Source organism: Actinomadura bangladeshensis (assembly GCF_004348335.1).
GTDB classification, from domain to species: domain Bacteria; phylum Actinomycetota; class Actinomycetes; order Streptosporangiales; family Streptosporangiaceae; genus Spirillospora; species Spirillospora bangladeshensis.
Genome location: NZ_SMJW01000011.1, coordinates 22,481 through 40,544 on the forward strand (window position 1 = coordinate 22,481; position 18,064 = coordinate 40,544).

General features: G+C 73.0%; 13 protein-coding genes. 7 read left to right on the plus strand and 6 right to left on the minus strand.

Going from position 1 to position 18,064, the window contains the following annotated elements; translation table 11 throughout:
• Positions 1-3: 3 nt before the first annotated feature.
• From E1284_RS04095 to E1284_RS41185, 3 genes are read right to left on the minus strand one after another with little or no spacing between them, the layout of a single operon-like run.
• Positions 4-2,424 carry a LamG domain-containing protein gene (locus E1284_RS04095; protein WP_165965111.1) on the minus strand — a complete coding sequence of 807 codons (2,421 nt, stop codon included), beginning with the start codon at positions 2,422-2,424 and terminating at the stop codon, positions 4-6.
• Positions 2,421-2,603, minus strand: coding sequence for a hypothetical protein (locus E1284_RS41180; protein ID WP_165965112.1), 183 nt, complete (start codon positions 2,601-2,603; stop codon positions 2,421-2,423). The genes E1284_RS04095 and E1284_RS41180 overlap by 4 nt, the downstream gene beginning before the upstream one ends.
• Complete coding sequence (locus E1284_RS41185) at positions 2,603-6,319, minus strand: hypothetical protein (RefSeq protein WP_165965113.1); 3,717 nt, start codon at positions 6,317-6,319, stop codon at positions 2,603-2,605. The genes E1284_RS41180 and E1284_RS41185 overlap by 1 nt, the downstream gene beginning before the upstream one ends.
• Positions 6,320-6,512: 193 nt before the next feature.
• Here E1284_RS41185 and E1284_RS04100 point away from each other — a divergent pair, with 193 nt between their 5' ends.
• Positions 6,513-9,407: an ATP-binding protein gene (locus E1284_RS04100; RefSeq protein ID WP_165965114.1), complete on the plus strand. Its 2,895-nt coding sequence runs from the start codon at positions 6,513-6,515 to the stop codon at positions 9,405-9,407.
• Positions 9,408-9,492: 85 nt separating this feature from the next.
• Here the strand turns inward: E1284_RS04100 and E1284_RS04105 are convergent, their stop codons facing one another.
• Complete coding sequence (locus E1284_RS04105; protein ID WP_131937191.1) at positions 9,493-10,449, minus strand: LysR family transcriptional regulator; 957 nt, start codon at positions 10,447-10,449, stop codon at positions 9,493-9,495.
• Between the two features lie 119 nt (positions 10,450-10,568).
• On the opposite strand from E1284_RS04105, the gene E1284_RS04110 reads away from it, so the two are divergent.
• The 6 genes from E1284_RS04110 to E1284_RS04135 all read left to right on the plus strand — a co-directional run bounded on the left by E1284_RS04110 (position 10,569) and on the right by E1284_RS04135 (position 16,074).
• Complete coding sequence (locus tag E1284_RS04110; RefSeq protein WP_131937193.1) at positions 10,569-11,735, plus strand: acyl-CoA dehydrogenase family protein; 1,167 nt, start codon at positions 10,569-10,571, stop codon at positions 11,733-11,735.
• A gap of 122 nt (positions 11,736-11,857) precedes the next feature.
• The gene (locus E1284_RS04115; RefSeq protein WP_207923552.1) at positions 11,858-12,691 is read left to right on the plus strand and encodes an HTD2 family dehydratase; all 834 of its coding nucleotides are present in this window, start codon (positions 11,858-11,860) and stop codon (positions 12,689-12,691) included.
• A gap of 10 nt (positions 12,692-12,701) precedes the next feature.
• Complete coding sequence (locus E1284_RS04120; protein WP_243714240.1) at positions 12,702-13,850, plus strand: CaiB/BaiF CoA transferase family protein; 1,149 nt, start codon at positions 12,702-12,704, stop codon at positions 13,848-13,850.
• Positions 13,851-13,942: 92 nt separating this feature from the next.
• Complete coding sequence (locus E1284_RS04125; RefSeq protein ID WP_207923553.1) at positions 13,943-14,365, plus strand: carboxymuconolactone decarboxylase family protein; 423 nt, start codon at positions 13,943-13,945, stop codon at positions 14,363-14,365.
• Positions 14,358-15,278: an NAD(P)-dependent oxidoreductase gene (locus tag E1284_RS04130; protein WP_131937197.1), complete on the plus strand. Its 921-nt coding sequence runs from the start codon at positions 14,358-14,360 to the stop codon at positions 15,276-15,278. Before E1284_RS04125 ends, E1284_RS04130 begins: the two co-directional genes overlap by 8 nt.
• A gap of 52 nt (positions 15,279-15,330) precedes the next feature.
• The gene (locus E1284_RS04135; RefSeq protein ID WP_207923554.1) at positions 15,331-16,074 is read left to right on the plus strand and encodes a GntR family transcriptional regulator; all 744 of its coding nucleotides are present in this window, start codon (positions 15,331-15,333) and stop codon (positions 16,072-16,074) included.
• Positions 16,075-16,152: 78 nt separating this feature from the next.
• Here the strand turns inward: E1284_RS04135 and E1284_RS04140 are convergent, their stop codons facing one another.
• Both E1284_RS04140 and E1284_RS04145 read right to left on the minus strand, forming a co-directional pair.
• Positions 16,153-16,944, minus strand: a complete 792-nt coding sequence (locus E1284_RS04140; RefSeq protein ID WP_131937199.1) for an alpha/beta fold hydrolase — start codon at positions 16,942-16,944, stop codon at positions 16,153-16,155.
• A gap of 37 nt (positions 16,945-16,981) precedes the next feature.
• Positions 16,982-18,040, minus strand: coding sequence for an NADH:flavin oxidoreductase/NADH oxidase (locus tag E1284_RS04145; protein ID WP_131937201.1), 1,059 nt, complete (start codon positions 18,038-18,040; stop codon positions 16,982-16,984).
• Positions 18,041-18,064: the final 24 nt, after the last annotated feature.

Here is an 18,064-nt window from a genome sequence, read left to right on the forward strand (position 1 = left end):
TCCTTATCGCGGGGAGGTGACGCGCCAGCGGCGGTAGTCGCCCGCGGTGCCCGAGGCGAACATGTAGGCCCGCTGGGCGTCGTAGGCGATGTCGGAGGCGTAGGCGTAGGCGTTGTGGGCGACGTTGAGGAGGTCGATCTCCAGCTGGCCGGCCGCCAGCCGCCGCAGGACCTCCAGTTCCCCGCGGCCGATGACCACGCCGCCGATCGTCAGCGACGTGGCGTTCAGGGCCCGGGTGTAGAGGTCGGCCAGGTCGTCGGAGTCGAGTTGGCCGGTCTTCAGGTAGAGCCCTTCCGGGCGGGCCTCCAGGCGGTGCCAGAACCTGTTCGAGTGGTGGAAGCGGATGCTCGGGTACACCACGTCGGCCGCGTCGTTCTGGAACAGCTCCAGGAAGAGCACCTTGTTGCCGGCGGGCGGCGCGGTGTCGCGGCGGAGCTGGAGGTGGTCGGACGCCGCGCCGACGGTCAGGCGGGCGGGGACGACGTCGGTCCCGATCCCCGCGTTGTCGGTGACCCGCAGCGAGGCGAGCGCGGCGCCGTCCCCCCGCACGAACTTGACGTGCAGGTCGGCTGCGGACTCCGATTCCGGGGGGCCGGACCGCAGGTAGAGCCCGTCGGGACGGCCCTCGATCCGGTGCTGGAACAGGCCCGTCTGCTCGAACCCGATGCCCGGGTGGACCTGCACGGGCGTCTCGTCCTGGACGAGGTCCAGGAACAGGACCGCCCCGGTGGCCGCGGTGGAGGGTTCGCGGTACAGCCGCAGATGGTCCTTCTCGGCGCTGACCGTGAGCCGCGCGGACGGCGTCGTCGTGCCGATCATGACGTCGTCGGCGGTGTACAGCAGCGGGGTGCGCTCGGCCATGACGGTGTCGAAACCGTCCTGGTGGCCGGGGATGTCGCGATGGGCCACGGTGATCGGCGCGTGCCCGGCCAGGGGGAGGGCGTGGATGTTGGACAGCCTCAGGTCCAGCGGCGACGCGGGCGACAGCTCGGTGTCCTCCCGCGGCGTGATGGTCCACTGCACCGTCCGGCCCAGGTCCTCGCGCGCGATGTCCCATTCCACGGGCGGGCCCGCCGCCGTTTCCAGGATGACGCCGTCGGCCTCCCCCGCATCGGTCAGCGCCCACTCGCGTTCCTCGTCCGGGTGCTGCACGTCGAAGGACAGCACGAACCGGGAGGCGGCGTCCCCCGCGCTGGCCGTACCGCTGAGCCTGATGGCGGTGTCCGGGGACACGTTGGCGAGACGGACGCACAGCGAACTCGGGCTCACGCCGTCGCTGAGCACCCGGTCACCGCCGGCGAAGCCCACGTGCAGCGGGATGTCGGGACGTCCCTGCTGGTTGACCACCTCAAGGAAGTGCAGCCGGGAGCCGGTCACCTCTTCCGGCCGGCCCACGTACCCCATCCGCCGGTAGGCCCCCTCCACCCGGGTGCCGCGGGTACCGCCCGCGCCGTCCGCCCTGACCCCGGCGAGCTCCAGGTCGGTCGATCCGCCCGCCTCGATCACCATCGGGTCGGTGCGCAGCAGGCGCAGCGTGGTCGCGTCCGCCTTCATCGACCATCCCGGCGTCCGCAGGACCGGCGGGCCGGCCAGGATGCCGGCGCGGAAGCGCAGCGCCAGGTGGTGGTCGGTTTCGGACGCCTCCGGCCCGGCGGACCGCAACTCCAGGTCGTCCCGCGAGGTGTTGACGATCCGCAGCGTCATCGTCTGGCCCGCGGGGGCGTCGTCGATGTAGAGCACATGCTGGCCGTCGGCGTTGAACAGATCGAAGTCGAGCGGGTGGGCCCGCGTGAACGCCGCCGACGCCGACTCGTCGCGGTCGCGGTCCCGCTGGATCTCCACCGGGCCGAGGGAGCCGTCGTAGACCCGCACGTGCGCGATGGAGCCCGCCAGGTGGTCTCCGCCCGTGGCCGGATCGCGCCCGGCCACCGGCGCCGCCCCGGCCGCCGCGGCTCCGGCGGGCACGGGGGCCCTGGCGATCTCGGTGCCGTCGAGGTAGGTCACCGCGGAGCTTCCGTCGCCGGTGACCGCGACATGGTGCCACGCGCCGGGTTCCAGGGCGCCCGGCCGACTGGCGTAGGAGGCGCCTCCGGGGAGCGTGTGGTGCAGGGCGCCCTGCGCGTCCACCGACACCGAGAAGCCGTCCACGGTGCCGACGATGACCATCCGCGCGTCCGCCGACGGCGTCTCGGCCCTGATCCACGCTTCCGCGGTGTAGGCGGTCGACCGCAGGTCGGGGACGTTCCCGAGGGACACGGCGTCGTGCACGCCGTCGAGGACGAGGCAGCTGCCGAACCGCTCGTCCGGCTTGACGATCGGGGCGCCTTCGACCGTTCCGTTGCGGCGGTTCCCGGAGGAGTCCAGGGCCAGGCCGCCGGGTGTGAGGTGGTCGAGGGGCCAGTGCAGCAGCAGGTCGCCGCTCATGCCGCACCTCCTGCGGCCACCGGTGCGACGACGGGCTCGGCGGCCGGTTCGACCTGGGTGAGGGTCTGCCGGTGGATCGCGTTGACCAGCTCGTACACCCGCGCGTACGGCAGGTCGCCGAGGGCCTCCAGGATCAGGTTCGTCTCCTGCAGCGACAGCGTGAGGGTGATCTGTGGCATCACGGGTTTCCTTGCTCGGTGGGGGGAAGGGCGCGCAGGACCAGCTCTCCTTCGCGCACGGTGAGGCCGGCCGGGAACCGGGCGTCGGGGTGCGGCACCTCGATGCCGGGACGGTCGAGCAGCGCCTCGATCCGGGCCCGCAGCGGCTCCAGCGCCGATGGCAGCGCGGGACGCCGGTCCGCCGGGGTGACCAGCGCCGTCGCATCGGCCGCCTCGGTCAGCCAGCCCGCCCGCGTCAGCGCCCGCCAGGTCGCGTCGTCCAGTTCGGCGAGGTCGGTGCGGCGCACGGTGGGCGGGCTGGAGATCTCCAGCCACGCCGTCCCGTCGCGTTCCCGCCAGGACCAGAAGGAGCCCTGGACGGCGGGCAGCGGGACGGCGATCCGGTCGGCGTCGGTCAGCACGGGCGCGGCCAGGAACCCCGCCTCCAGGTCCTGGGCCGCGGCCTGGTGCTCGGCGGCGATCCGCACCGAGGCGGTGGGCAGGATTCCGGTGGTGGCGTGCACCGCGGCGCGGGGGTCGGCCAGCAGCGTGAGGTACCGGGGCGCCAGGTCGGCGGCCACCAGCAGCGGGGTCTCCTCGCGGTCGAGGGGCGCGTGGTAGCGGTCTTCGAGGGTGCCGTCCGGTCGCTCCAGCCAGTAGCAGAGCGTCCCGTCCCCGAGGCGGCCGGCCTCGCCGACCCGGACCGGGAACCGGACCAGAGGGTAGCCGTTGGTCTCCCGCACGCCGCGGCCCAGGTCCGTGCGGAAGATGTTCCAGTCCTGGTGGACGGCGGGCGGCTCCCTCAGGTCCAGGCTCACCTCGGCGCGGACGACGGCGACGGGGCGGCCCGCCAGCACCGCCCGGTCGCGGTGCCGGGCGGCGTCCGCCGGTTCGACCGCCGCCAGGGCGTCGTCGAGGACGCCGAGGAGGTCGCCGGCCCCCTGGGCGTCGCGGACCCAGGCGACGACCTTGCGCAGGTGGGCGTTGCCCAGCGCGCCGATGTCGGCGGCGCCTCCTCCGTAGGGGGCCGGTTCCCAGGACGCGGGGTCCGCGAGGGCGGACAGGGAGCCCAGCCAGGTGCCGTCCGCGGCGTACACTCGCAGGCTGTCGTCGAGATTGTCCGGGACGAGCCAGCCGCAGACCGGTGAGCATTCCGGCAGTCCGGTGAGCGGCCTGGTGTCGTGGCCGGCGTCGAGCAGGCGCAGCCGGAGCCGGGCTGCCTGGACGAGCCGGGGCGGCATGGCGATCCGGTCGGGGTGCTCGGCGGCCCGCAGCCGCGTCGTGGTGCGGATCCGTGACACGTCGACGTCGTGGCCGATGCCGAAGTTGTCCACGACCCGCAGCCGCTCGATCTTGGCCTCCCCGGCGCGGATCGGGTTGAAATCGTGGTTCGGCTGGGGGGCGTACCGGTTCTCGCCACCGACCCGGGCCGCCACCCGCCCGGCGAGGTCCTGCTCCATGGGGAACCCGACCGGGTCGGCCACGGGCAGCTGGCGGGCGAGCTTCAGCATCAGCAGGGCGTCGTTGAAGCCGCCCAGGCTCTGCGAGAGGTTGTTGTCGGCGTTTGCGGACAGGTGGCGGTGGACGGCCGTCAGCGTCCTCAGCCGGGCGTCGGTTCCGTTGGCCTCGTACCAGTCGAGGACATCGCCGGGCGCATCGCGGAACTCCGCGGGCTCGACCGTCGGCAGCCCGGCCTTGCGCCGCGCCGCGTTGTAGCCGTCGAGCACGTTGCCGGCCAGGTAGTACAGGATCCGGGCGGACAGGACGGGCCGCGCGGCCGGTGACAGGACGGTCGTGCCGGTGTAGACGTTGGCGCCCTTGTCCGGGACGGCCTCGCCTGCGCGGGCCCGCAGTTCGACGCCGTCGTCGGGCAGCGCGTAGTTGCGGGTGACGTAGTCCGCCGCGTACTCCCGGTGCGCGGCGTCGAGGTTGCCGCCCGCCTTCACCGGGAAGAACTCGGCCTCCCACTGGAGCAGTACCGGGTGCCACGGCGCGTGCTCCCACCGCCGGACCGCCGGGTTCGGGACGGGCAGCGCGGCGGCCGAGCCCGCGACCCGCTCCCGCAGCGCCGCGACCCGGTCCGGCGTGTCCGGCTCGCCGGCGCCGTCGTCGAGCAGCGCGCACGGCAGCAGCCCGTCCGGGCGGTACGCGCCGTCCTGACCGTAGCGGTCGGACGGCGTCGCGGCCGAACCGGTGAGCAGCACCACGGGGTCGTTGGGCCGGTAGTGGTCCGGCGCGGGCGCCTCCCGCAGGACATGCTCGGCCCGCACCCCGGGCGCGTTGACCTCGGCGAGAGCCGCGTCCACGGCCTTGTGCGCGGCGTCCAGGCGGTGCGCCAGGCTGTCGCCCGGCCCCTGCGGCGGGTAGGTGCCGGTGCGGGCTTCGAGATCGTCGATGTCGGCCATGGCGCGCTCAAGGAAGAACGCGACCCGGCTGGGATCGGGATAGCCGCCCTCACCGATGTCGGGCGGGTTGGCGCACACCAGGTACTTGTGCCAGTCGGCGAACAGCCGCCCGCGCAGCCCCGTCAGGGTCTGCCGCGCCCGGTCGTACTGCTCCTGGGCCTCGTTGAGCCTGCCCAGCAGGGCGTCCAGGGCCGGGGGCAGGACGATCCGCGCACGGTCCTGCCGCTCGCGTGCGGTGGGGGCGGGGCGTCCCGCGATCCGGGCGCCCGCCGCTGTCTCGTCCTGCCGCTGGACCGTCCAGAGCGTGCCTCCCGGAAGGGGCGCGAAGGTGGCGGTGTGCCGGGCTTCGGCGAGCCCGATCGACAGGTCCACCGGCGAGCTCTCCAGGTCGCCCGCGAACGTCAGCGCCTCCAGCAGGTCCTCCAGCCCCTCCGGCGTGACGTCGGGGAGCACGGCGCCGAGATGCGCCGCCAGCGCCTCGGTCGCGGTGTGCCCGACGCAGACACCCGGCTCGGCGTCCGTCAGCAGCGGGTTGACCGTGCTCTCGGCGGGCGCGAAGGTCAGCTGCCCGAAGCACAGCATCCGCCGTGGCGCGTCGGTACCGGGGCCCGCCGCCCATCCCAGCCGGTCCGCGACGGTCTTCTGCCAGGCGGTGTCCGGGGCGGGGGCGCGCAGCACGTGCGCGAGTTCGTCCCGGTCGGCGTCCTGGTACCAGCCCATGACGTCGTAGCGCAGGCCGGCCGGGGGCGGGCCGGCGAAGTCGGGGTCGTGGAATCCGAAGACGCTGTGGCAGTTGGGGTAGAACGCCGCGAAGGCCGGGTCTCCGTGGCCGACCACGCTGAGCGCCGCGAGCCGGTCCGCCGGGTCCCGGGCGGGCGTCCACGCCGGCAGCGGCGTCCTGCGGCCGAGACGCCGGTAGGGGCGGCCCGGCGCGTCGAGGACGGGGTAGGCGACTCCCGCCTCGCCGTCCTCGGAGAACACATCGCTCTCGACCACCCACTGCCCGTCGACCGCTCCGTCGCGGCTGCGCGTGACCAGCCACCGGTCGGGGACGACCGGCGCCTCGACCGTCCCGTCGACCTGGAGGAGCCGGGTCAGGGCGTCGGGCAGCGCCCAGTGCAGGTGGATCCCGGCCTTCAGCCGGAGGTTCTGGTGCTGGAACGGCGCGGACAGCAGGCTCTCCCCGAGGTAGGGGAGGTCCGCGCTCACGTCGCGGCCGGTGTCCGGGTCGACGTAGGGCAGCCGGGTGAAGTCCGTCGAGGGGCCGGTGACGTCCTGGTCATCGGCGAGGCAAAGGGCGTCCAGATGCACCGGGACCATGAGTGCGCTCAACGGAACAATCCTCATCCGAGTCGGGGGGCCGTCACCCGGAAGTCTCCGCCGGTCTCCGCAGGGTGCGCGTCAGGGTCGGCACCCTGACGTTTTCCGGCCGCGTCAGGCGCTGGGCGAAGGTACTCCGGCGACATACGGTGATGGCGTTCGGGGACGGGACGGCGCGCACCGCGCCGGAGGCCAGGGGGAGCCCATGGGCACTGGATCGGCCGTGCGGCGCGCCGGCGATCCTCGGCCGGAGGCGGCCGGGGACCTGCTGGAGCGGGAGCGGGAGGTCGCACGGCTGCGCGAGGCGGTCGAGGCGGCCGGCCGCGGCGAGGGCTCGGCCACCGTGGTCTGCGGCGCCGCCGGAACGGGCAAGAGCAGGCTGCTCGCCGCCGCCGCCGAGCACGCCGGCGAGGCGGGACTGCGGGTGCTGGCCGGGTGCGGACGGGAGCTGGAGCGCCGGGTGACGCTGGGCGCGGCGGTCGACCTGCTCGCACGTCCGGTGGCCGCCGCCGGGGCGGACGAGCGCCGGCGCCTGCTCGGCGGCCCCGCCGCGCCCGCCGCCGGGCTCTTCACCCCCGCGCACCGCGAGCCCTCGCACGGTGCGGTGGCGTACCCGGCCGCGGGCGCGATTCTGCTGGGGTTGTGCTGGCTGGTCGCGCACCTGACCGGCTGGGACATGCCCGGCGCGGCGCTGCGGCCGACCCTGCTGCTGATGGACGACGCGCAGTGGGCCGACACGGCGACGCAGAGTTTCCTCGCCATGCTCGCCGACCGCCTGGACCAGTTGCCGCTCGCCCTGGTGATCGCCGTGCGGGACGACGAGGCATGGACGGGGACGACCACGCTGCGCCGGCTTGCGGCGCGGCCGCGCGGCCGCCTCCTGACCCCGGCCCCGCTGACCGAGGAGGCCGTCGGACGGCTGGTCGCCGCCGCGTTCCCCGCCGCGGACCGCGCGTTCGCCGACGCGGTCGCGCACGCCAGCGGCGGCAACCCCTTCCTGGTCAGCGAGCTGCTGCGCTCCCTGTACGGCGCCGGGGCCGCCCCGGTGGCCGGCGCCGTCCCCGACCTGGTCCCGGACGCGGTGCTGCACTCGGTGCTGGCGCGCCTGGCACGGCTGCCCGGGGACGCCGCCCGGCTGGCCGCGTCGGTCGCCGTCCTCGGCGACGGCACGCCGCTGCGCCGGGCCGCCGCGCACGCCGGGCTGGAGGTGGAGCCCGCCGAGCGCGCCGCCGACGCGCTCGCCGGGGCGCAGCTGTTCCGGCCGGGCAGCCCGCTGTCGTTCGTCCATCCCCTGGTCGGCGCCGCCGTGTACGCCGACCAGCCGGCCTTCGCCCGGTCCAGGGCCCACCTGCGGGCCGTCGACCTGCTGACCGCGGACGGCGAGGGGGCGGCGAAGGCGGCCGGGCACCTGCTGGCCACCGAGCCCGAAGGCGACCCCGGCGTCGCCGCCGGGCTGCGCGAGGCGGCGGACCGGGCGCTGCGCCTCGGCGACCCCGGCGCCGCCGCGCGCCTGCTCGCGCGCGCCGCGGCCGAGCCGCCGCCGGCGGAGCTGCGCGCCGAGGTGCTGCTGGAACTCGCCCGGGCTCAGACGCTCGCCGGCGACCTCGCCGCAGAGGCCACCCTGACCGAGGCGCTCGGGCTGCTCGCCGCCGGCGACGCCGGCGGCCGGGTCAGGGCGCTGACCCTGCTGGCTTCGGTCCGGCACGGCCGCGGCGACCAGGCGGGGGCGGCCGCCGCCTGCGAGGAGGCGCTGGGCCTGTTCGAACCGCACGACCCCCGGCGGCAGGACGACCTGGCCGAGTGCCTGGCGATCGCGATCTTCCACCCCGGGCTGCGGCGGACCGTCGAGGAACGGCTCCGCCCGCTGCTGGAAGGCGCCGGCCACGCGGGCCCCGCCCTGCTGGCGCACATCGTCCTCTGGCGCGCGCTGGCCGGGGACCCGCCGGCGCTCGTGCGGAGCGCGGCCGAGCGCGCGCTGACCGCACCGGCCGCCGGATCGCCGCTCAACCCGGCCGGGCAGGGCGCGCTGCTGGGGTTGACCCTGCACGGCCTGGTCATCGCCGGCGAGCTGACCGCCGCCGAGGACGCCGCCTCCGCCGCGATGGCCGCAGCGCGACGCCGCGGCGACATCCTCGCCTACGGCTACGCCAGCTACCACCGCGCGCTGTCCCGCCTCGGCCAGGGCTCCTTACCCGAGGCCCTCGCCGACATGGAGGCCGCGCAGGTCCCGTACGCGGCCGGCTGGACGACGGGGGGCGGCTGGAACGGCTGGCTGCTCGCCCGGGTGCTGTTGGAACACGGCGACCGCGCCGCCGCCGCGGAGGCCCTGCGCATGGCCGACCTGCATTCGGCGGACTCCATGGAGGCCGGGCTGGTGCGGCACGTGCGCGCCCAGCTCGCCTTGGCCGAGGGCAGACCCGATGTGGCGCTCGAGGAGGCCCGTGCCGCCGGACGCCATCTCGGGCAGGTCTACGGCATCGACCATCCCGGACTGCTGCCGTGGCGCACCACCGCGGCCCTGGCCGCCGACCTGCTCGGCGACCACGGGCAGGCCGCCCGGCTCGCCGCGCGGGCCCTGCAACGTGCCCGCGAGGTCGGCGTGACGCGGGACATCGGCATCGCGCTGCGCGTCTCCGGCCTCGTCGCGCGTCCCGTCCCCGACGTCGCGCTGCTGGCCGAGGCGGCCGCCACCCTCCAGCGGATCCCGGCCGCCCTGGAACAGGCGCGGGCCCTCGTCGACCTGGGCGCCGCGCTGCGCCGCACCGGCGACCGGGACGCCTGCACCCGCCCGTTGAAGGAGGGCCTGGCGCTCGCCGACCGCCTGCACGCCCGCCCCCTCGCCGAACGCGCCCGCGCCGAACTGCACGCCATCGGCCTGCGCCCCCGCCGGGCGGCCGTCACCGGCATCGACGCCCTCACCGCCGCCGAGCGCCGGGTCGCCCTGCTCGCCCTGCACGGCCACACCAACCGCCAGATCGCCCAGGACCTCTTCATCACCACCAAGACCGTCGAAACCCACCTGGCCCGCGTCTACCGAAAACTGGCCATAGCCAACCGCCGCCAACTCCACACCGCCTTCCACCGGGGGTGCCTCTCCTAGCGGGCGTGAAGACGTCCAACAAGGTCAGAGTTCCGGTGTGATCCAGCAGGCGACGGCCGACTACATCGCCATCGATGCGTCTCCGCTACTTTGACGGACGAGGCCGGGCCGGCGGTTGGGCGGAGGGCCATCTGTCCTGGCCGGCGGCGGAGTGGACCTGCTGGGTCAGTTCCCGGGCGACGACCTCGACGGCGGGCGATGTCCGTCCCGCCCGCGGGGTGCACAGGACGAGTTGGCGCCAGACTTCGGGTTCGCACAGTGGAGCGGCGCTGAGCGTGCCGTCCGCGACTTCGGCGGCGATCCCCACCCCCGGCAGGATCGTCCAGCCGTGACCGGCGAGGACGAGTCGCTTCTGCATCTGCATGGAGTTGGTGGAGACCGCGATGTTCAGTTCGGCCTCGTCGACCGTCGCCCGCGCCGCGGCGGCGTCGATCAGGGCGCGGAGTGCGTGTCCGGCCGCGGGCATGATGAGCGGGTACTGCACGACCTGCACGAACGGGACCGGACTGTCGGCGCGCAGGCATGCGGAGGGCGGGGCCACGGCCCATAGTTGCTCGCGGACGAGGGGTTGGGCGCTGAGCGACGGGGTGCTGTCCAGGTCGTAGAGGAGCGTCAGGTCCAGGTCTCCTTTGTCGAGCCACTGCTGCAGGTGACCGGAGTAGGCGGTGAACAGGCGCAGGCTGATGCCGGGCTGGTCGCGGGCGAGGGCCGCCACCAGCGGCCCGGAGAGCAGGTCGGCCGTGCTCTCCAGCAGGCCGACGGTCACGATCCCGGTCACCATGCCGGGGGAGGGGCGGACCTCCGCGCGGGCCTGCTCCAGTTCGCGCAGGGCGCGACGGGCGTGCTCGATCACGACCGTCCCCGCCTGCGTGGGGCGCATGCCCTGCCGGGTCCGTTCGAACAGCGGCGCGCCGAGTTCCCGTTCCAGCGTGCGGATCTGCCGCGTGACGGCGGGCTGGACCAGGCGCAGCACCTCGGCCGCCCGGGTGACGCTGCCCACCTCCGCGACAGTGATCAGTGCTCTGAGCTGCTTGAGGTCCACGGTTCCCGCCCATTCGCCGGAGGCATTCCCTCATCAAATAATGCTATTTCACATCCGGTGATATGAGTTGCCATGATGGCAGTACGGCGCGAAGCCGTCCATGCAAGGAGCGCCACCTCATGAGCACTCTCGACACTCTGGTCGAGGACGAGCGGTTCATCGTCGAAACGGTCCGCGACTTCGTCGACAAGGAAGTGAAGCCGGTCGTCCGGGAACTGGAACACGCGGACGCCTACCCGGAAGACCTCATCGAGCGGATGAAGCAGCTCGGCGTCTTCGGGCTCGCCATCCCCGAGGAGTACGGCGGCACCGCCGTTTCCACTTCGTGCTACGTGCTCGTCACCGAGGAGCTGGCGCGCGGCTGGATGAGCCTGGCCGGGGCGATGGGCGGTCACACCGTGGTGGCCAAGCTGCTGCTGCGTTTCGGCACCCCGGAGCAGAAGGACCGCTACCTGCCGCGGATGGCCACCGGCGAGCTCCGGGCGACCATGGCACTGACCGAGCCCGGCGGCGGCTCGGACCTGCAGGCCATGCGCACCATCGCCCGCCGCACCGCCGACGGCTACCTGGTCAACGGCTCCAAGACCTGGATCAGCAACGCCCGCCGCTCGGGCCTGATCGCCCTGCTGTGCAAGACCGACCCCGACGCGAGCCCCGCGCACCGGGGCATCTCGATCCTGCTGGTGGAACCGGGCCCCGGCCTGACCGTGTCCCGCGACCTGCCGAAGCTCGGCTACAAGGGCGTCGAGAGCTGCGAACTCGTCTTCGACGACCACCGGGTGCCCGCCGACGCCGTCCTCGGAGGAACCGAGGGGGCCGGCTTCGCCCAGATGATGAAGGGCCTGGAGACCGGCAGGCTGCAGGTCGCCGCCCGTGCCCTCGGTGTCGGGCGGGCGGCGCTGGAGGACTCCCTGGCCTACGCCCAGGAGCGCGAGTCCTTCGGCAAGCCGATCTGGCGGCACCAGTCGATCGGCAACTACCTGGCCGACATGGCGACGTCCCTGACCGCGGCGCGCCAGCTCGCCCTGTACGCCGCCCGCGAGGCGGACGCGGGCCGCCGGGTGGACATGGAGGCGGGCATGGCCAAGCTGTTCGCGTCCGAGACCGCCATGCAGATCGCGCTGAACGCCGTGCGCATCCACGGCGGCTACGGCTACTCCACCGAGTTCGACGTTGAACGCTACTTCCGCGACGCCCCGCTGATGATCGTCGGCGAGGGCACCAACGAGATCCAGCGCAACGTGATCGTCCGGCAGCTGGTCGCCCGCGGCGGCCTCGACACCTGACGGCGCCGTTCTCCGATCTCCGCGGACGCGGCTGGGACAGCCCGGCCGGTGCCGGTGCTCGGCGCGCCGTGGCGCGGTGGTACAGCAGCCTTACGGCTACCGAACAAGAGGATGGTGCACTAGTGAACGACTGGGACGAATGGGTGGGCAGGACCGGCACGAGTACGGCCCTTCTTGATCCCGCTCAGGCGAATCGGATGGCGGTGACCCTCGACCGCGACCCCACGTTCGAGGCCGATGACGAGCTTCCTCCGGGTTGGCACTGGCTCTACTTTCACGAACTCGTTCGGGCCTCCGGCCTCGGTGACGACGGGCATCCGGCATTGGGCGTCACCATGCCCCCCGTGCCGCTACCCCGGCGGATGTGGGCGGCCGGCACGCTGACGATCCGGGCGCCATTGCGTCTCGGCGCCGAGGCGGCACGGACCAGCACGATCCGTGCCGTCACCGCCAAGGAGGGGCGCACGGGGCCGCTGTACTTCGTGACCGTCGAACATGACGTACAGGTGGACGGCCGGCCCGCCGTCTCCGAGTCACAGACCATCGTCTACCGGGAGGCGCCGAGCACACCGATCCGGGTCGAGGGTCCCTCCGCGCCGCGAGACGCGGACTTCACCGACCACTGGGAACTCGACAGCACCGCGTTGTTCCGCTATTCGGCGCTCACCTTCAACGGTCACCGGATCCACTACGACGCCGACTACGCCCGGTCGGCCGAGGGCTACCCGAACCTCGTGATCCACGGTCCTCTTCTGGCGACGCTGCTGATGGACTCGCTGGTGCGCCGAGAACGTCGGTTCACCTCGTTCCGGTACCGCGCACGCTCGCCGCTCTTTCTGCCCGAACCGTTCACCGTCAACGGCCGGCGGGACGGTGACGGCCACAGCGTGTGGGCCGCGTCGCCCGATGGCCGCCTGGCGATGGAGGCGGAAGCAACTCACCGGCCCTCGCCGTGAAAGGTCTGCTGTGCAAACACTCGATGGGATCCTGGTCGTCGCGCTGGAACAGGCCGTCGCCGCGCCCTTCGCGAGCCGCCAGCTCGCGGACCTCGGTGCCCGCGTCATCAAGGTCGAGCGCCCCGGCGTGGGTGACTTCGCCCGCGAGTACGACCGCTCGGTCCATGGTGAATCCAGTTACTTCGTCTGGTTGAACCGAGGCAAGCAGAGCATTGAACTCGACATCAAGGACCCGGCCGACCGCGCGGTCCTGGACGCGATGATCGACCAGGCGGACGTCGTCCTGCAGAACCTCGTCCCGGGCGCCGCCGAGCGGCTGGGACTGGACGCCGCGACGCTGCGCGCCCGCCGCCCCGAGCTCGTCCACTGCTCGATCTCGGGCTATGGATCGTCGGGGCCGCTCAGCCGGAAGAAGGCATACGACCTGCTGGTCCAGTGCGAGACCGGCATCGTGTCGGTGACGGGGACCGGCGACGAGTACGCCAAGGTCGGCGTGTCCATCGCGGACATCGCCACCGGCATGTACGCCTACTCGGGGATCCTCGCGGCGCTCTACGAACGCGCTACGACCGGCGAAGGCAGCACGCTCGACGTCGCGATGCTCGACGCGCTGGGTGAGTGGATGGTTCAGCCCACCTACTACACGGTGTACGGGGACAACCCCACCCGGCGGACGGGAGCCCGGCATCCCTCCATCGCCCCCTACGGCCCCTATCGTGCCGGCGATGGCGGCACCGTCTTCCTCGGGGTGCAAAGTGACAGGGAGTGGGCCGTCCTGTGCCGGGAGATCCTGGGGCGTCCCGACGAGGTGGACGACCCTCACTTCGCGCGCAACACCGAACGGGTCGAGAACAACGATCTGATCACCCGGCTGATCGAGCGCGCCTTCTCCTCCATGACCGCGGACGAGATCGCCGACCGCCTCGATGAGGTCGGCATCGCCTGCGCACGAGTGCGCACCCCGGCCGAGTTCTTCGACCATCCCCAGCTCCGGGCGCGGGACCGGTGGCGGACCGTCGACACCGCGAGCGGCTCGGTGAGGGCGTTGCTACCCCCGGTCGCGGTCCGGGGCCGTGAGCCCTTGATGCGCGCCGTGCCGGCGCTGGGCGAGCACAACGACTCGCTTCGCGCGGAGTTCGCCGGCGGCGCCGGTTCCTGACCGCCCGTCGGGCGCGATCTTCCGAAAGCGAAGGCTTGGCAGCACTGTATTACTGTATTACGGTAGCCGTGTTGCCAATCTGAAGGAGACCAGTGACCAGCGTTCAGGATCCGCAGCTCTACATCGACGACATGGCGCGCAAGCGCGGCTACGTCCTCGACTACCACAAGGTGATGGCCAAGCAGGATTTCGATGTGCTGCAAGCCGCCAACGGCCTCGTCGGCGCGGCCTACCTCGACCAGCGGACGCTGGACCGGAGGACGAAGGAGCTCATCTTCATCGTCAGCCTCACGGTGATGCGCGCTTCGAAGGGGCACATCCAGAGCCACATCAAGGTCGCGCTCGACCTGGGGGTCACTCCGCGGGAGATCCTCGAGGCGATCGAGATCAGCCTGCCGGAGGCGGGCATCGTGGCCTTCCAGAACGGCTTCGAGGCGTGGCGCGAGGTCGTCGGCGCCGACGGCCTGGAGCCGACCGTGGACGTGCACCAAGGAGGTGCGGGCGCCGATGCCTGACCTCCCGGCCACGGCGGACGGCGTCGTCTTCATCGGCTTGGGCACGATGGGGCGGCCGATGATCCGCAACCTCGCGCGGTCCGTGCCCGTGGCGGCCTACGACGCCGACCCCGAGGCGCTCGCCGCGGCCGCCCGCAACGACGGTGTGACGGCGCTCGGGAGTCTCGCCGGCGGAGCCGGCGCCGACGTCGTGATCCTCATGCTGCCCGACAGCACGGTGGTCGGGCGCGTGCTCGGCGATCCGGCGGACTCGGCGAGCCTCGCCGGCCGCCTGCGTCCGGGCACGCTGGTCGTCGACATGGGCTCATCGGCGCCGCAGGCCACACAGGGGCTGGCCGAGCGGCTCCGGGGACGCGGCGTGGCGATGGTCGACGCTCCGGTCTCCGGAGGCCCGCGCAAGGCCGCGACGGCCGAGTTGACGATCATGGCCGGCGGGCCGGCCGAGGACTACGCGCGGGCCCTTCCCCTGCTGCGCGCGATGGGCGCCTCGGTCACGCACGTCGGCCCGGTCGGGTCCGCGCACGCGCTGAAGGCGCTCAACAACCTGCTGTCGGCCATCGGCCTGGTCGGGGCGCTGGAGGTGCTCACCGCGGGAGCCGCGTTCGGCCTGGATCCCCGCACGATGCTCGACGTCATCAACAGGTCCACCGGCCGCAACCAGTCGACCGAGGTCAAGATCGGCCCGGAGGTGCTGGACGGACGGTTCCAGGTCGGCTTCTCGCTCCCGCTGACCGTCAAGGACATCACGACCGCGCTGGACCTGGCGACCTCGCTGGGACTGTCGCCGGAGGTGTCGCAAGCCTGCGTCCGGTTCTGCCGGACCGCACTCGCCGGCCTGGGGGAGGACAACCCGGATCAGTCCGAGATCGCCCGTTACCTGGCGAAGCTGACCGGGGTCGACCTCGCCGGCTGAGCCGTGTATTACCATGATATGGTCCTTGACCGCTGAGGGGAGACGACCATATATGGCAGCGCAACGGGTGCGGCGGGTGGCCGCGCCGCTGCGGGCTCAGGTGCTCGAGGTGTTCCGTCAGGACATTCTGGCGGCCGAGTTCGAACCGGGGGAGCGGCTCGTCGAGGCGCGGCTGTGCGACCGGTACGAGGTCTCCCGGACGGTCATCCGCGAGGTCCTGCGGCAGCTCGAGTCGGAAGGACTCGTGACCATGCTGCCCAACCGCGGCCCGGTCGTCACCGAGCTGACGGCCTTCGACGCCAGGGCGCTGTTCGAGGTGAGAGGTGCGCTGGAGGGCCTGGCCGGGGCGCTGTTCGCCGAGCGGGCCACCGCCGAGCAGCGCGAGCGGATGGGCAGGGTGGTCCAGCGGTTCGCCCGCACCCACCGCGAGGCCGACCTGGCCGACCGGCTGGCGATGAAGGACGAGTTCTACGACATCCTCATCGCCGGGTCGGTGAACCCGGTCATCGACTCGACGCTGCGCGGCATCCACGCCCGCGTGCAGATGTTGCGCGGGCTGTCCCTGCAGGCCGAGGGACGTGGGCCGGAGACCGTCAAGGAACTGACCGCGATCCATGACGCCGCGGCCGTGCGCGGTGACGCCGACGCCGCCCGTGCCGCCTGCGAGCACCACGTCCGCAATGCCGCGGCGACCGCGCTGCGCGAACTCGCCGCCCGCCAGCACGAGCAGCGCGAGCAGCGCGAGCAGCGCGAGCAGCAGGAGCGGCGGGAACCCCGCACCGGCCGAGCCGGGTGATGAACGGAGAAAGCCTCCGGTCCCTGGAAGACCGGAGGCTTTCTCGTCGTCCCAGCCGGTCGTGCCGGCCGGTCGTCCCTAGCCGGACACCACGTCGGCGATCAGCTTGGCCGTGCCCTCGGGCGACTCGACGTGGAAGTGGTGGCTTCCCAGGTCGACGGGCACGATCCGGATGCGGTCGCGGTAGCGGTCGACGGCTTCCTGCGTGATGATCGAGCGCACCCCGAACACCGTGATCGGCTGCTTGGCCTCGAGCAGTGCGGCGTCCATGTCCCACTGCACCAGCCCTTCGAAGCACCGCAGGCCGGCCGGCTGCCGCACGGCGGACATCTTGGTGAAGTAGGCGTCCTTCACCGCGGGATCGGTGCCCTCCGGCGAACCGGCCTCGACCAGTCCCCGCACGGCCGAGGGGAAGTCCTCGTGGAACGCCTGCAGCATCGCGCCGGCCTGGTGTTCGTCCTGTGCGGGGAACAGGGACAGGTAGTGCAGGGCGTCGAGGGCGACCACCTGTGAAACAACGTCGGGGAGCATCCGCCCGGTCTCCACGGCCACCGCCCCGCCGAGGGAGTGCCCGACCACGACGCAGGTGCCCACCGACTCGGCCTCCAGCACGGCTGCCACGTCGCGGGCGAACTCCTCCATCGTCCAGACGTCCCGTGCGGACCGGGACTCGCCGTGTTCGGCGAGATCGATCGCGAGAACGCGGTAGTGGCCGGGCAGGAAGGTGGTGATCGCGTCGAAATCGGTACGGTTGCAGCCCCAGCCGTGGACGAAGGCCACCGTGGGCCCATCGGCCGGACCGCTGACCGTGTAGTGGATCGTCGTGTCGTTCGGGCGCCGCACTGCGGCGGTCCTCGTGGTCACCGTCATTCCAGCCTCCATTGGTGATTCCAGCCGTGGATTCGGCTCACAACGCGCGGTGGTACTGCTCCGGCCAGGCCGTCGTGTCGCTGGGACGCTCGCGCAACGCGAAGTACGGGTCGCGCAGCAGCGCGCGCCCGACCAGCACGGCGTCCGCCTGGCCGTCGCCCACCACCCCGTCGGCCAGCGAGAGGTCGGCGATCTGGCCGACCGGGGCGACCAAGAGCCCCGATGCCTTCTTCAGCGCCGCCGCGAACGCGACGTTCACCCCGTCCTTGGCCGGCGGCCGCGCCTCCGCATCGCGCACCAGCACACCGGACGAGACGTCCAGGAGGTCGATGCCCACGGCCGCCAGTTCTTTGGCGAACATCATCGCCTCCTCGAGGGTGATGCCGCCTTCGATGTAGTCGGTGGCGGTGATGCGGACGAAGACGGGTTTGTCCGCCGGGAAGGCTTCGCGGACGGCGCGGGCCACCCGCAACGGAAGACGCATCCGGTTCTGCAGGCTTCCGCCGTACTCGTCCGTCCGCCGGTTGGCCAGCGGGGACAGGAACTGGTGCAGGATGTAGCCGTGCGCGGCGTGCATCTCCACCACCTGGTAGCCCGCCGCGTGGGCCATCCGGGCCGCCTGCGCGAACGCCTCGACGACCTCGTCGATATCGGCCCGATCGGCCTCCCGGGGCACGGTCAGGTCGCCGAACGCGATCGGCGACGGCGCTATCAGATCCCACCCGCCGTCGGCCGGGGACACCGGGCCGTTCTGCCCCTCCCCGACCCAGGGGACGTGGTGCGATCCCTTCCTGCCCGCCGCCAGCAGCTGGATCCCGGGAACCGCGCCCCGCTCGGCGATGAACGAGGTCACCCGCCGGTGCGCGGCGGCCTGCTCCGCATTCCAGATCCCGAGATCCGCCGAGGTGGTCCGGTGCGACGGCCCGACCGCCGCGGACTCGACCATGACCAATCCCACTCCACCGGCCGCACGCGCACCGTAGTGAACGAGGTGCCAATCGGTCGGTTTCCCGTCGGCTCCCGCGGAGTACTGGGCCATGGGAGACATCCACACCCGGTTGGGGACCGTCACCTCCCGCAGTCTCAGCGGGGTCATCACCGGGCCGGTCAACTCTGTGCT